At 59.0% G+C, this 13,656-nt stretch carries 14 protein-coding genes; 12 read left to right on the top strand and 2 right to left on the bottom strand.

The genetic code is table 11. The features are described 5' to 3' along the window. Positions 1–127: 127 nt before the first annotated feature. Positions 128–1,201, bottom strand: a complete 1,074-nt coding sequence (locus AC06G5_RS15915) for an ornithine cyclodeaminase (RefSeq protein ID WP_480457462.1) — start codon at positions 1,199–1,201, stop codon at positions 128–130. A gap of 593 nt (positions 1,202–1,794) precedes the next feature. On the opposite strand from AC06G5_RS15915, the gene AC06G5_RS15910 reads away from it, so the two are divergent. From AC06G5_RS15910 to ctlX, 6 genes are all read left to right on the top strand, one after another. Then, on the top strand, positions 1,795–2,574 hold the full coding sequence (locus tag AC06G5_RS15910; RefSeq protein ID WP_322617977.1) for a transporter substrate-binding domain-containing protein: 780 nt from the start codon (positions 1,795–1,797) through the stop codon (positions 2,572–2,574). A 59-nt stretch (positions 2,575–2,633) separates the two neighbouring features. After that, a complete protein-coding gene (locus AC06G5_RS15905; protein ID WP_413428537.1) occupies positions 2,634–3,359 on the top strand; it encodes an ABC transporter permease in 726 nt (241 codons plus the stop codon). After that, on the top strand, positions 3,356–4,066 hold the full coding sequence (locus tag AC06G5_RS15900; protein WP_057399569.1) for an ABC transporter permease: 711 nt from the start codon (positions 3,356–3,358) through the stop codon (positions 4,064–4,066). Before AC06G5_RS15905 ends, AC06G5_RS15900 begins: the two co-directional genes overlap by 4 nt. A gap of 56 nt (positions 4,067–4,122) precedes the next feature. Next, positions 4,123–4,884 (top strand): ABC transporter ATP-binding protein, encoded by a 762-nt coding sequence (locus AC06G5_RS15895; protein ID WP_085715083.1) that lies wholly within the window; start codon positions 4,123–4,125, stop codon positions 4,882–4,884. Positions 4,885–4,896: 12 nt separating this feature from the next. Continuing rightward, a complete protein-coding gene (locus AC06G5_RS15890) occupies positions 4,897–5,376 on the top strand; it encodes an Lrp/AsnC family transcriptional regulator (protein ID WP_007974731.1) in 480 nt (159 codons plus the stop codon). A gap of 1,068 nt (positions 5,377–6,444) precedes the next feature. Further along, positions 6,445–7,419 carry a citrulline utilization hydrolase CtlX gene (ctlX, locus tag AC06G5_RS15885; protein WP_413428004.1) on the top strand — a complete coding sequence of 325 codons (975 nt, stop codon included), beginning with the start codon at positions 6,445–6,447 and terminating at the stop codon, positions 7,417–7,419. Here ctlX and AC06G5_RS15880 read toward each other — a convergent pair. Then, positions 7,364–8,182, bottom strand: a complete 819-nt coding sequence (locus AC06G5_RS15880; protein WP_480457458.1) for a helix-turn-helix transcriptional regulator — start codon at positions 8,180–8,182, stop codon at positions 7,364–7,366. The two genes, ctlX and AC06G5_RS15880, sit on opposite strands and share 56 nt — an antisense overlap. A 96-nt stretch (positions 8,183–8,278) precedes the next feature. Between AC06G5_RS15880 and AC06G5_RS15875 the strand changes: the two genes are divergently transcribed. The 6 genes from AC06G5_RS15875 (at position 8,279) to AC06G5_RS15850 (ending at position 13,425) form a co-directional block, all read left to right on the top strand. Beyond that, entirely contained in the window at positions 8,279–9,235 is a 957-nt protein-coding gene (locus AC06G5_RS15875) for a threonine dehydratase (protein ID WP_413428006.1), read from the top strand. Positions 9,236–9,295: 60 nt separating this feature from the next. After that, entirely contained in the window at positions 9,296–9,991 is a 696-nt protein-coding gene (locus AC06G5_RS15870; RefSeq protein ID WP_413428007.1) for a tRNA (adenine(22)-N(1))-methyltransferase, read from the top strand. A gap of 614 nt (positions 9,992–10,605) precedes the next feature. Further along, positions 10,606–11,223 carry a hypothetical protein gene (locus AC06G5_RS15865; RefSeq protein WP_480459894.1) on the top strand — a complete coding sequence of 206 codons (618 nt, stop codon included), beginning with the start codon at positions 10,606–10,608 and terminating at the stop codon, positions 11,221–11,223. A gap of 643 nt (positions 11,224–11,866) precedes the next feature. Continuing rightward, positions 11,867–12,307: an Ohr family peroxiredoxin gene (locus tag AC06G5_RS15860; protein WP_413428008.1), complete on the top strand. Its 441-nt coding sequence runs from the start codon at positions 11,867–11,869 to the stop codon at positions 12,305–12,307. A gap of 78 nt (positions 12,308–12,385) precedes the next feature. Continuing rightward, a complete protein-coding gene (locus tag AC06G5_RS15855; RefSeq protein ID WP_413428009.1) occupies positions 12,386–12,838 on the top strand; it encodes an Ohr family peroxiredoxin in 453 nt (150 codons plus the stop codon). 128 nt (positions 12,839–12,966) lie between these two features. Continuing rightward, complete coding sequence (locus AC06G5_RS15850; protein WP_413428010.1) at positions 12,967–13,425, top strand: MarR family winged helix-turn-helix transcriptional regulator; 459 nt, start codon at positions 12,967–12,969, stop codon at positions 13,423–13,425. Positions 13,426–13,656 lie beyond the last annotated feature (231 nt).

Raw genomic sequence — 13,656 nt, 5'->3', positions numbered from 1 at the left:
TTTCGCCTGCATCGAATGCTCATCCAGGGGTCCGGGCAGCGCTGCGCCCCCGTCCAGGCCCAGGCAGGTCACGCATTTGGGCTGGTGGCAGAGGGGCGGGGGACGCGCGATGTGATTGCTGTCGAGATCAAGTCTCCAGCACCGGGGACCTCATTTGTTGAACGGGCTGTACACCGGCTGTTGCCGAAGGCTGCAGCAACGAGAACAGGTTCTTGGGATCTTGCAGCTCTGGCACCAGCTGGATGTCGCTGCCAATGTCGAGCGTTGTTGCTACATCCAGCACATAGCGCAGGGCGGAGTAGTCCTCGAGGGCAAAGCCGACCGAGTCGAACAGGGTGACTTCCCCGGCATGCTGGCGACCTTGAGTCTGGCCATTGATGACTTTCCAGAACTCGATAATCGGTGAGTCGGCCGGCATCTGCTGTATTTCGCCTTCAATGCGGCTTTGCGGTTCGTACTCGACCATGACCCGCGCACGCTCCACGATGTCCCGGTGCAATTCGGTCTTGCCGGGACAGTCGCCGCCCACGGCGTTGAGGTGCATCCCGGGCTCGATCATCTCAGGCGTCAGAATGGTTGCGTAGGCCTTGTCGGCCGTGACCGTGGTCACGATATCGGCACCCCGTACCGCTTCGGCGACGGTTTTGGCAGCGGTCACCTGGATGGCGGGATAGGCCCGCAGGTTGGCTACCAGCTTCGCGGTCGCGGCAGGGTCGATGTCGTAGAGGCTGATTTGAGTAATACCCAGTAAGGTATGAAACGCCAGGGCCTGGAATTCGCTCTGTGAGCCATTACCGATGAGTGCCATTCGGCGGCTGTCCGGTCGGGCGAGGTAGCGGGCCGCGAGCGCAGAAGTGGCAGCGGTGCGAATGGCGGTAGTCAGGGTCATTTCACTCAGAAGCACAGGTTTGCCGGTATCGACATCTCCCAGTGCACCAAACGCCATGACCGTCAGCATGCCATTGTGCGTGTTCTTCGGATGTCCATTGACATATTTGAAGGCGTAGAGCGTTGCATCAGACACGGGCATCAGCTCGATCACGCCCTCGGGTGAGTGGTTCGCCAGGCGCGCGCATTTTTCGAATTCCGGCCAGCGTACGTAATCCTGACGGATGTACTCGGCCATTTCGGTCAGGCATCGAGGCAAGCCTTTTTCCTGGACGAGACGGCTCAGATCATTGACGTCGATGTAACGGGTCATATCGGGTTCCTTTTGGCGCTTTTTTCTGGGGGGGATGCCGGCCTGGTCTGCCGTTCGCTTGGGCAGCTGAGACTCAGGAGGTGGTCCATGTATTTGCGACGGACCCATTGTCGAGGCAATGGCGAGAAGATTTCGGCCAATACTGACCCCGGATACAGCGAGAGAAGTCGAAAAACAGAGGGTGCACAGCGGAATCGGCTTGGTGCTTCACGATGCATCGTCATGCAGATAAAGAAGGCCGCAAAGAGCCTCACATGTTCTGTGCCGCTCCCGCCAAGTGGAGAAACAGTGATTTACAGCAGACAACAGAATCGGCTGTGAAAGCCCTTCGTTCAGCACAGGCACGCTGTTTTAACGAGGGCTTACGACACCAGCTCCTTCCCCGCAATTGGCATTCTGGCGGTCCGTTTCAAGCGCTTGTCGATCGCCGCTTGAGATGGAATGCGACTCCGACGACCGGCTGCTTGCGGTCGAAAACAACAACAAAAACGGCTGCGGTGAACACCGCATCGATTCTCTGCCCCTGTCAGAAAAGTGTGGTCCGACGCAGGCGCCGGATCGCGATAAATCCAAATAATCCGGGACTCAAGAAGATGAACATCAAATGGCTGACTTTGCCGGCACTCGCGTTGTTGTGCTGCACCACGGGCGCCAGCGCCAAGGAATGGAAGGAGCTGCGATTTGGCGTCAACCCAAGCTACCCACCCTTTGAATCCACCACGGCCGATGGCGGGGTCCAGGGCTTCGGCGTGGATCTGGGCAATGCGATATGTGCCGAGCTGAAGCTGACTTGCGTGTGGGTCAGCAATGACTTCGACGGACTGATTCCGGGGCTCAAGGCCGGCAAGTTCGATGCCATCGAATCTTCGATGACCGTGACCGACACGCGCAAAAAACAGATCGACTTTACCGATCGCCTTTATGCCGGACCGACCGCCATCGTCACCCGCAAAGACTCCGGACTGCTGCCCACCGCCGAGTCGCTGCGCGGTAAAACCATCGGCTACATGCAAGGCACGATTCAGGAAACCTACGCCAAGGCCAAGCTGGGGCCGGGCGGGGTGAAGCTGCGGGCTTATCAGAATCAGGATCAGGTCTATGCCGACCTGGTGTATGGCCGTCTCGATGCGTCGATCCAGGACAAGCTGCAAGCGCAGATGAGTTTCCTGACCTCGCCGCAAGGCGCGGACTTCCAGAACAGCGAAGGCATCAGCGACCCGTTGGTGCCTTCGGAAATCGCCATCGGGGTGCGCAAGGACAACGAAGAGCTCAAAGGCATGCTCAATGCCGCCATCAAGGCCCTGCACGACAAGGGCATCTACGCGCAGATCCAGCAGAAGCACTTCGGCGATCTGGACCTCTACAACAACTGATCCTCGTGTCCCGGCCGCTGTGTCGCAGCGACCGGGGCGCATCAAGACAGGTGACTGGCGTGAATTCCTTCCTGAATATCCCTGGGCTCGACCTTTCGGCCCTGCAAGGCTATGGCCCTTTGTTGCTGCACGGTACCTGGGTCACCCTCAAACTGTCGGCGCTCGCGCTTGTGGTGAGCATGGCGCTGGGGCTGCTCGGCGCGGCGGCAAAGCTGTCGCCGCTGAAGCTGTTCAATCTGCCGGCGACCTTTTACACGACACTGATCCGTGGCGTGCCTGACCTGGTGTTGATGCTGCTGATTTTCTACAGCCTGCAAGGCTGGCTCAGCGCCCTGACCGAGGCCATGGGTTGGGCGTACATGGAAATCGATCCGTTTGTGGCCGGCATCGTCACCCTTGGCTTCATATACGGTGCGTATTTCACCGAGACCTTTCGCGGGGCGATTCTGAGTGTGCCACGCGGGCAACAGGAGGCCGCGGCGTGCTTTGGCCTGAACCGTTGGCAGCGCTTTCGTTTCGTGGTGTTCCCGCAAATGATGCGTTTCGCCTTGCCGAGCCTTGGCAACAACTGGCTGGTGCTGCTCAAGGCCACGGCGCTGGTATCGATCATCGGTTTGTCGGACCTGGTCAAGGTCGCGCAAGAGGCGGGTAAAAGTACGTTCAACATGCTCGATTTTCTGCTGCTGGCCGCAGCGCTTTACCTGCTGATCACCAGCGCTTCGAACTACGTATTGCGCGTGCTGGAACGGCGCTACAACCAGGGTGTGCGGGGGATGGCACGATGATCGAATTGATTGCCGAATACTGGAGACCCTTCCTGTTCAGCGACGGCGAAAGCTTCACCGGACTGGCGATGACCCTGTGGTTACTGGTGGCGAGCATTGCCATGGGCTTCGTGCTGTCGCTGCCCCTGGCGATCTTGCGCGTGTCGCGCTGGGGTGTTTTGCGTTGGCCGGTCCAGCTGTTTACCTATGTGTTTCGCGGCACGCCGCTGTATATCCAGTTGCTGATTTGCTACAGCGGGATCTACGGCATTGCCGTGGTCCGTTCGCAGCCATTGCTCGAAGCGTTTTTCCGCGACGCAATGAATTGCACCTTGCTGGCGTTCACCCTCAACACCTGCGCTTACACCGTGGAGATTTTCGCCGGGGCGATCCGCAGTATTCCCTACGGCGAAATCGAAGCGGCCCATGCCTATGGCCTGAGTGGCTGGCGCCTGTATCTGCAACTGATCCTGCCTTCGGCGCTGCGCCGCGCGCTGCCGTACTACAGCAACGAAGTGATCCTGATGCTGCACGCAACTTCGGTGGCATTTACCGCAACGATTCCGGACATCCTGAAAATCGCCCGGGACGCCAATGCGGCGACCTTCATGACGTTCCAGGCATTCGGCATCGCCGGTCTGCTGTACCTCGCGCTGTCGTTCGGGCTGGTCGGGGCATTCAGGCTGGCGGAGAAACGCTGGCTGAGCTTTCTCGGCCCGACTCACTGACTTCCATTTTTAATCCAGAGCGGCGCCGATCAACGTGCCGTTCCAGGAGTATTCGCATGTACAAACTCACGGTTGAAAATCTGTATAAACGTTTTGGTGACAACGAAGTGCTCAAGGGCGTCTCGTTGAACGCACGGGCAGGGGACGTGGTGAGCATGATCGGCGCCAGCGGTTCGGGTAAGAGCACCATGTTGCGCTGCATCAACTTCCTGGAACGGGCGGACGAAGGTGCCATTGCCCTGGATGGCGAGCGAGTCCTCACCCGTCAGGGCGTCGGTGGCATGCGCGTGGCCAACCCGAAACAGTTGCAGCGTTTGCGCACGCGACTGGCGATGGTGTTCCAGCATTTCAACCTGTGGAGTCACCTGACCGTGCTGGAGAACATCGTGCTGGCGCCGTGTCGAGTCCTGGGCATGAGCCGCAAGGCCGCTGAAGACAGCGCACGAGCGTATCTGGACAAGGTCGGGCTGCCGCAACGGGTGGCCGATCAGTACCCGGCGTTTCTGTCGGGCGGGCAGCAACAGCGGGTGGCGATTGCCCGTGCCCTGGCGGTGGAACCGGAAATCCTGTTGTTCGACGAGCCCACCTCGGCGCTTGACCCGGAACTGGTGGGTGAAGTCTTGAAGGTGATCCAGGCACTGGCCGAAGAAGGCCGGACCATGCTGATGGTGACCCACGAAATGGGCTTTGCCCGGCAGGTTTCCAGCCAGGTGTTGTTCCTGCATCAGGGGCGGGTCGAGGAGCAGGGTGATGCTACGATACTCGACCGGCCAAACAGTGAACGTTTGCAGCAATTTCTATCGGGTCGTTTGAAGTGAGGCAACGCGTACATGGCGGATATCCGCGATCTGTCGATTGTGCTTGATCGTATCGATCAGGCAATCATTGAAGTGTTGCGCCACGAAGGGCGCATCACTTATCAAAAGCTTTCCGAGCGCGTGCACCTGACGCCCAGGCCTTGTCTGGAGCGGGTACGCAAGCTGGAGCAGCTCGGGGTCATTCGCGGCTATGGCGCGATTCTCGACGAGAAGAAACTGACGCCGGGTTTGTCGTTGCTGGTGCTGGTGGCGTTGTCGAACCAGAGTGGACGCGCGGCGCAAAAGGCCTTCGAGGCCAAGGTCCGCGCCTGCCCGCAGGTGCTGGAATGTCGCCTGATCAGTGGCGCGTTCGACTACAGCCTGCGCATGCGCTGCCGAGACATGGAGCATTACCGGGTGTTGACCGAAGTCTGGTTTGACGACCCGGATCTGCACATCGACAAACTGGTCAGCCACCCGGAGCTGGCGATGGTCAAGACCACGATGGAGTAAGATCAGAAATCGCTGCCTGCGACACGCCGCCATCGCAAGCAGGCTTGCTCGCGAAGGCGGCCTGATGGCCAGCCTGTCTTTTGTTGTCGGTGTACATATCCGATTTTTCGGTAACGGCGGCTTATGGTTCCGCCCTTACGGCGGGTCCCTTTTGGCAAACGCCCCAAAAGGAACCAAAAGGTCTCGCCCCTTACGTACGGCCCCTCGCCAGGGCTCGGGGTTCCTTCGCTCCGGCATTCATCCGGGGGCATTGCTCTACGGTTTGCTTCGCTGCACCTCCCTGCAATGTGTGCGGCTTCGCCGCACGGCGCTGCGCGCCTATCCCCGGATGAACACCTCCGCTCAGCCTGCCGAGGGGGCGGGTGGATCAAAAGCTGCAGGCGAGCTAACGCTCGGCCTGTTGAGTGGTGAGGAGCAGAGCCGGTGTTCGCCGATCTGCTTTTGCTCTGCTCTTCTGTGGGAGCGGGCTTGCTCGCGAATGCGGTGGTTCAGAGAAGAAGATGTCGATTGTCACACCGCTTTCGCGAGCAAGCCCGCTCCCACAGTTGATTGGTGGCGGGTGCAAAGTCTGTGTACACCCCTGAACCACGGTGGGCGCGAGCCTGCTCGCGATCAGGCCGGCGAGCAGGCCGCCTTGCTTTTGCTTTTGCTTTTGATCTGCTTGCCCCCTCGAGAGGCCGAGCGCAGGTTCTGCGCAGTGGGCAACCCGGCATGGATGCCGGGTTAGCCGCGTACGGCCAGGGATGGCCGATCGCGGCGGGCCCACGGAGCAGGACCGGAGCGAGGGAATGCCGAGCCTTGGCGAGGCACCGAACGTCAGGGGCAAGAGCCCTTTGGTTACTTTGGGGCTTTTCCAAAGTGACCCGCCGTAAGGGCGGAACCGTTAACGGCCGTTACCGCAGCAATGGATATGTACACCTGAAAGGGCTGCCTCCGCAGCCTCACCGAATCGGCTGGACAGCCCGAAATCTTCAGCCGTTTTCATCACCCCGACAGCCATTATCAACCGGGATTTTCCCGCCTCGAAACAGACAATGAGCCCCTCTCGACCCTCATGAGTCTGTGCCCATGCAAACCACCAACACGGTATTAATGATTCGCCCGACACGTTTCTCCTTCAATCAGGACACGGCGGCGAACAACCGTTTCCAGCGTCCGGCAGCCATAGCCGAAGACGTACAACTCAAGGCCCTTGCCGAGTTCGATGGCTATGTCGCCACGTTGCGTCGGCACGGCGTCGAGGTCCTGGTGCATAACGATCGCGAAGCGCCGCATACCCCGGACTCGATCTTCCCCAACAACTGGTGGAGCACCCACCCGGACGGCACCTTGGTGTTGTACCCGATGCAGGGCCACAACCGGCGCCTGGAGCGGGACAAAGGTGTACTCGACGGGTTGCTGGGCGAATACCGGGTCGAGCAGGTGCTGGACCTGTCCAGCCTCGAAGAGCAGGAGATTTTCCTCGAGGGCACCGGCAGCATGGTGCTGGATCGGCAACAACGGATTTGCTACGCCGGGTATTCCACGCGCACCCACGCCCAGGCCCTGGATCAGTTGGTCAGCCATTTGGGCTATGAGCTGTGTGCGTTCAACGCGGTGGACCGCCAGGGCGTGGCGATTTATCACACCAATGTGATGATGAGTGTCGGCACCCGCCTGGCGGTGGCGTGCCTGGCATCCGTGCCTCAACCAGGTGAACGTGCGGCGCTGCGTGAACGGCTCGAATCCAGTGGCAAACAGGTCGTGGCCCTGAACTGGGCACAGCTGGAGTCCTTTGCCGGCAACATGCTGCAAGTGCACAACGCAGCGGGCGAGCCGCTGCTGGTGATGTCGCGCACCGCCTGGCAATCGCTGGACGCCGGTCAGCGTCGCTTGATCGAAACTCACACCACGCCGTTGCCGGTGAACATCGACACCATCGAGCGCATTGGCGGCGGCAGTGCACGCTGCATGCTGGCCGAGGTATTCCTGCCCAAACGATCTCCGGCTAGGAGCGGGTGTGATGACGCAGTTGCGCCGGACTCACGCCAAGGCGTTGCCTGAAGGTGGTCGCCATGTGCGCCTGGGAGTTGAAACCGCAGGCGTAGGCGATTTCCGTCAGCGTAGCCGTTGAGTCGAGCATCAGGGCTCGGGCCTTGGCCAGGCGTCGGTCGATCAGGTAAGCGTGCGGGCTTTTGCCTGTGGCGTTTTTGAATGCCCGCATGAAATAGCCTTCGGACAATCCAAGCAGGCCCGCCATTGTCGATACGCTCAACGGGCCATCGAGGCCGGCATCGATGAACTCATCGAGCAAGCGCATCCGCTGGCCGGTTATCGAGCCATGGGGCGCTGTCGACAGGGCTTCGCTACCCGTCGCCCGCTCGGACAAGGCGAGTGCCCAGGCCTCCCAATCGTCGTCCACGGAGGCCTGCAACAGCGCGGCGCGCATTCGCCGCGCGAGGACAGTGGCTTGCGGATCGATGCGATTGTTGAAGGCTCGATCCCCCACCAACGCAATGCCGTCGGTGCGTATCACCCGCAGATATTCACCGCCCTTGGCTGATTCGGACAGCACGTCGCATCCGGCGGGGATGAACGCCAGGCCGTTGGGCATGGCAGCGAAGGGTTGTACCCGGTCGCTGCCGATAGCGTGCAGGCCGCGCTGGCTGTCGAAGGCAAAACCGATGCCCGCCTGGGTCGCTACATACCGGGTGGCGTAGGCGCGCCCAGGCAGCAATTCGATCGCCCAGGGGCCTGCCTCGATACGGCGGATCGGTTCGGACGGGAGCGGTGACGGCAGACGGTTTCGATGACTCATGAACACCATAGTAGTGAAGGTGAGGCGTAAAAGTCAGGTCAGTTTTCTGAAAGCCGCAAGACGGTGCCCATGTGCAGACTGGGCAAAATCTCAGGGGGACAACTCATGCACAAATTGACTCGCGACGATATCGAACAGGCTGCCCGCAACGTCTACCAGGTAATGCCTGCCACCGCCCAGTACCCTTGGCCCTTGCTGGCCCGACGGTTGGGTTGCACGGTGTGGGTCAAGCACGAAAATCATACGCCTACCGGCGCTTTCAAAGTGCGCGGCGGCATCACCTTCATGCACTGGCTCAAGCGCGAACACCCGGAAGCGAAGGGGATTGTCAGCGCTACCCGCGGCAACCATGGCCAGAGCCTGGCGCTGGCGGCGGGCGCACTGGGCTTGCAGGCATTGATCGTGGTGCCGGAAGGTAACTCGGTAGAAAAGAACAACGCCATGCGCGGCTTTGGCGCTGAAGTGGTCGAGTATGGCCGCGACTTCGATGAAGCCCGTGAGGAAGCTGCACGCCTTGCGCGCGCGCATGGCCTGTTCCTGGTTCCGCCGTTTCACCCGGAGTTGGTCAAAGGCGTCGCCACTTATGCGCTGGAGTTGTTCAATGCTGCGCCTGACCTGGATACCGTGTATGTACCGATTGGCTGTGGATCGGGGATCAGTGGGGTGATCGCCGCCCGCGATGCGCTGGGCCTGCAAACCCGGGTGGTGGGCGTGGTGTCCACAGAAGCGGCGGCCGCACAGTTATCGTTTAATAGCGGAGTCATATGCGAAACCGCCTCGGCAACCACCTTTGCCGACGGTCTGGCCGTACGCAAGCCAGTGCCAGAAGCTTTTGCCGTGTATGCGGCAGGTGCGGCGCGGATTGTAGCGGTCAGTGATGCGCAGATTGCCGAGGCCATGCGCGTGTATTACACCGATACCCACAACCTGGCCGAAGGGGCCGGTGCGGCGGCGCTGGCAGCGCTCATTGCCGAGCGTGAAGACATGGCGGGGAAAAGGGTGGGGGTGATCCTGTCCGGCGGAAACGTCGACAGATCGGTGTATGCGCGAGTGATTGCGTGACAGAATCGCGCCCCGATCCGGCCAGAGGCGCCGGACGTTGCTGGTGAAGAGGGGTCGCAGTTGAACGAACAGACATTGTCCATGCGCCTGGAACGCGTGGCGGCACATGTGCCAGCCGGTGCGCGTCTGGCCGATATCGGCTCGGATCATGGCTACCTGCCGGTGGCGTTGATGCGCCGTGGCGCTATCACCTCGGCGGTGGCCGGCGAGGTGGCGTTGACGCCATTCCGTTCGGCCGAACGCACCGTGCGCGAGAATGACCTGGACCTGCAGATCACCGTGCGCCTGGCCAACGGCCTGGCGGCTATCGAGCCGGGAGACGGGATTACGGCGATCAGCATCTGCGGTATGGGCGGCGAAACGATCCGCGACATCCTCGACAGCGGCAAGGTTTGCCTGAGCGGTCAGGAGCGCCTGATCCTGCAACCCAACGGCGGCGAGCAGCCACTGCGCCAATGGCTGATGGAAAATGGCTATCGCATCCTCTGCGAAGAAGTGCTGCGGGAAAATCGTTTCGACTACGAAATCATCGTCGCCGAGCGCGCCGCGCCAGTGATGTATACCGCCGAGGAGCTGTACTTCGGCCCGTTGCAGATGCAGGCCCGCAGTCCCGCGTTCCTGATCAAGTGGCAACGCAAGCTGCGCCAGAAGCAGAAGACCCTGGCCCACTTTGCCCGGGCGCGTCAGGCCGTGCCCGAGGACAAGGTGCAGGACATCGCGCGCCAGGCCCGGTGGATCTCCCGATTGCTGGCTTGAGCCCGTTCCGGGATTGCTACGAGTCTTCGCTTGCACGGAAGCCGAATCCCGCTTTTTCCGGGCGACGACCTGTCGACAATTTTCACCATCGGTCGGGTCAGGCGATATAAATGTGACTCGATGGCGGTTTTTTTCAGGAGTGGTTTCGGAAACGATTCAGCCGCATAGCTACGCGGGTTTCAGCGAAGGTGAGAGGTACTTCCGGGCGCTGGATTCAGTACCGTTTGTCGAGCGTTTTGCTCGAAAAATGAACGATCGGGAAATGCAACGCTCCTATGCTCCAGCAGGCGGATCCTTCGAGATTTCGCGTTGCACTCACTAGAAAAATAATGGACGAATACCTCATCTGCATCGAATGGAATGCACATGGGGATTTTTTTTACCTGAGACCTGGAGTGATATTATGCCGTCATCACTGACTCGCTGGGCGAGTCGCTCTCTCTTGTAATCCCAAATTATTCAGTTGCTTTAATCATTGCAAACTTGATCCTGTCGGCGCGATTAATTAATTAACTCGCGAGCCTGGAACATGGTCAATTTGCACTGCCGCAATAAGTGGAGATGTAATCGTGGATATTAATACAATTATCGGCCTGTTCGGCCAGAAAGAATCCATGGAGTTTTTACGTTTAGGAGTTGTTTACGTTCACCTGTTGGCTTGCTGCGTAGCCATTGGTCTGGTGTTTGCCAGCGATGCCGCAATGGTCAAGGACTTATTGAACGGTCGCGTGTCGTCGGGGCACGACAATGATCATATGGCCAGTCTTCAGAAGTCTGTTTCCAATGCGCTGATATTCTTGTGGGTGACCGGCGCTGCGATTATTGGCATTGATTATCTTGATAAAGGAATGACCTATTTCGCCAATCCGAAACTTCAAGCCAAAGTCATTATAGTTTTGCTGCTGACATTCAACGGCATGTTGTTGCACCGCTATGTATTGCCGGCAATGCTGAAGGCCGGATCGTTGCTTGATCTGCAGATCAATGTACGAATGTTTGCCTTGTTCTCTGGTGCACTGTCGGGCGTGTCCTGGCTGTATGCCGCCATGCTCGGTGTCGGACGACCGCTGGCCTGGAAATATTCGCTCACCGAACTGCTGATGGCTTATCCGGTGTTGATCGTGCTCGGCTTTGCGATGATGGTGGCGTTGACTCAGTGGGCCCGTAAACGCAATGCGGCAGCGCCTGTTGAAGAGACCATCTGGATGTTCGCTGGAATTCCTGCGCGGTGAGCTGATCGGGTAAAACCCTTTGCACCTTACGAACATCAGACCCCCCTCCTGTGGGAGCGAGCTTGCTCGCGATGGACTAAAGAGCGCTGTGTTTAGCCAGTAAACACGCGGCATCGTTAACGACCATCGCGAGCAAGCTCGCTCCTACAGCATTACCCCCTTGCGAGGGGGTTTTTTGTGCGTGTGGGTATTGGGAGGTCAAAGAAAACCGGCTCGATTGGCCGGTTTTTTTATGTCTGTCAGCGTGCTCTGGGACGAGCTCAGTTCCTGTGCCGCCGAACGAAAGCTGGCAATCAACCGTTCGGCGAGGGGAGGGTAGCAAGGTCGGCCTTGAACCTACCGCTCATCGCCAAGCAAAAAAATAAGCTTTGACATCATTGGGACTTTGGTTGAGTATTCATCCATCGCATGCGATCTAGTCGAATGCGATTACAATCAACGACAGTCCTTGCCGTTTGGAGATTCAGCCATGAACACCGGAAGCAGCCGCAAAATGATCAGCTCCACCGCTCAAGCTTCCCATGGCCACAACGGCAACAACTGGATCATTGCACACGCGAATTGATGGACGTTGTGTTTTTTAATATCACATACATCGCACACGATAAAATCGTACGAAACATTAAGCCCTGAGGAAATCCCCATGAGCAAAATCGAAAAAGTACTGGCTACCGGCAAAACCCACACCACTCACAGCCGTGTCGGTGGTCACAACGGCAACCTGGATATCGAGCTGTCGTCGCCCGGTTCCGCCCAGCCGGCCCACGTCTTTACCGCCGTCCAGCCACACCCGAAAGCCGAGCAACTGTTTGCCGGGGCCTGGTCGGCCTGCTACACCGCGGCAGTGGGGCTGGTGGCCCAGGAACGCAATATCGTGTTGCCGTCGGACATGGCCGTCGACATTGAAGTGGACCTGGGCCAGACTGGTCCGGCGTATTTCCTTCAGGCCCGACTGACACTGCGCGTGCCAGGTCTGGCACACGAGGTCGCGACCGAACTGGCGCATATCGCCGACTCCATCTGCCCTTACTCCAAAGCCACACGCGGCAATATCGACGTTGCCCTGAACGTTATTACGGAGTGATGCTTGGGTGCATCGCTAATATCGCATACGATACAAGCGTATACGAATATAACTGACTGTAATTCTGAGGAAACCATCATGAGCAAGATCGAAAAAGTACTGGCCAGCGGCAAAACCCACACCACTCACAACAGCGCAGGCAACACGTCGCGCGGCCATAACGGCAACCTCGACATCGTACTGTCGTCCCCAGGCAGCGACACACCGGCACACGTGCTTACCGCCGTCCAGCCGCACCCGAAAGCCGAGCAACTGTTCGCCGGAGCGTGGTCGGCCTGCTACATCGCAGCGGTGGGGTTGGCTGCCCAGCAATTGAAGGTGGCACTGCCGGCCGACACGGCCGTCGACATTGAGGTCGATCTGGGCCAGACCGGCGCGGCGTACTTTCTCCAGGCGCGGCTGACGTTGCGCGTACCGGGGCTGGATCACGGGGTGGCGACTGAACTGGCCCACAAAGCCGATGCAATCTGCCCGTACTCCAAGGCCACACGCGGCAACATTGATGTCGACATCAATGTCCTGACGGCATGACCCACGCGAAGGCTGGCTCACCGGGGATTTCCCCGGTGAACCGGCCTTCGGTGTTTATACGCATTTCCGATACCATCGCGTACGATGTATAGTCTCGGTCTCGCAAGATTGACCCAAGGGAACCCCCCATGAAAAACACCGGCAAGCTATCCGCCCTGGATCTCAAACTCTCCGACTTCCTGTGTTTTGCGGTCTATTCCACCAACCTGGCGTTCGGCAAGGCCTACAAGCCGATGCTTGAGCGGCTCGGCCTGACCTATACGCAATACATCACCCTGGTTGCATTGTGGGAGGAAGATAACCAGACCGTTGGCAGTCTCGGCGAAAAGCTGTTTCTTGAATCCAATACCCTCACGCCGATTCTGAAGAAGCTGGAAGCGATGGGTTATCTGCTACGCCAGCGCGACCCGGAAGATGAACGCCAAGTGCGGATCAATCTCACAAAAGAGGGGCGAAAACTGCGTGAAGACCTCTCCGAAGACGGCTTCCCGCAAACCGGTCTTGATCCCGACGATTTCGTGCAAATGCAGAAGGCAATTGTGAAGTTGCGGGGTAATCTCATCCGGACGACGAAAGACAGAGAGTAAGTTGTATCAAGTAAAGCGAGTGGTCCCCCCGATTTCGGAGTGAACTCCCCCCACTAATGGGTGCTATTGCTCAGCAGTATTCGCGCCTTCATTCGCACAATATTTCAATATCCGGCCAATGTTTGCTGGGTACTCAGGTCATCGCACATATATTGCTGCAAGGGTGGCAGAGTAATTGCTGAGTGAGCCTATCCCATTCATGAAAGGTGCAAAGTCGGGAAGCTGTGGAGC

The sequence above is a fragment of the Pseudomonas sp. WT-JTC genome (genome assembly GCF_056711565.1).
Note: the sequence above shows the minus strand (reverse complement) of the source record. Positions and strands in the feature narration are given on the sequence as shown.

What these genes read in the sequence shown, in the direction of transcription:
- AC06G5_RS15875 (WP_413428006.1), top strand. Translation starts at nt 8,279, where the DNA reads ATGCACAAATTGACTCGCGACGATATCGAACAGGCTGCCCGCAACGTC.
- AC06G5_RS15890 (WP_007974731.1), top strand. Translation starts at nt 4,897, where the DNA reads ATGGCGGATATCCGCGATCTGTCGATTGTGCTTGATCGTATCGATCAG.
- AC06G5_RS15915 (WP_480457462.1), bottom strand. Translation starts at nt 1,201, where the DNA reads ATGACCCGTTACATCGACGTCAATGATCTGAGCCGTCTCGTCCAGGAA.
- AC06G5_RS15855 (WP_413428009.1), top strand. Translation starts at nt 12,386, where the DNA reads ATGAGCAAGATCGAAAAAGTACTGGCCAGCGGCAAAACCCACACCACT.
- AC06G5_RS15860 (WP_413428008.1), top strand. Translation starts at nt 11,867, where the DNA reads ATGAGCAAAATCGAAAAAGTACTGGCTACCGGCAAAACCCACACCACT.
- AC06G5_RS15900 (WP_057399569.1), top strand. Translation starts at nt 3,356, where the DNA reads ATGATCGAATTGATTGCCGAATACTGGAGACCCTTCCTGTTCAGCGAC.
- AC06G5_RS15895 (WP_085715083.1), top strand. Translation starts at nt 4,123, where the DNA reads ATGTACAAACTCACGGTTGAAAATCTGTATAAACGTTTTGGTGACAAC.
- AC06G5_RS15865 (WP_480459894.1), top strand. Translation starts at nt 10,606, where the DNA reads ATGGAGTTTTTACGTTTAGGAGTTGTTTACGTTCACCTGTTGGCTTGC.
- AC06G5_RS15880 (WP_480457458.1), bottom strand. Translation starts at nt 8,182, where the DNA reads ATGGTGTTCATGAGTCATCGAAACCGTCTGCCGTCACCGCTCCCGTCC.
- AC06G5_RS15850 (WP_413428010.1), top strand. Translation starts at nt 12,967, where the DNA reads ATGAAAAACACCGGCAAGCTATCCGCCCTGGATCTCAAACTCTCCGAC.
- AC06G5_RS15910 (WP_322617977.1), top strand. Translation starts at nt 1,795, where the DNA reads ATGAACATCAAATGGCTGACTTTGCCGGCACTCGCGTTGTTGTGCTGC.
- ctlX (WP_413428004.1), top strand. Translation starts at nt 6,445, where the DNA reads ATGCAAACCACCAACACGGTATTAATGATTCGCCCGACACGTTTCTCC.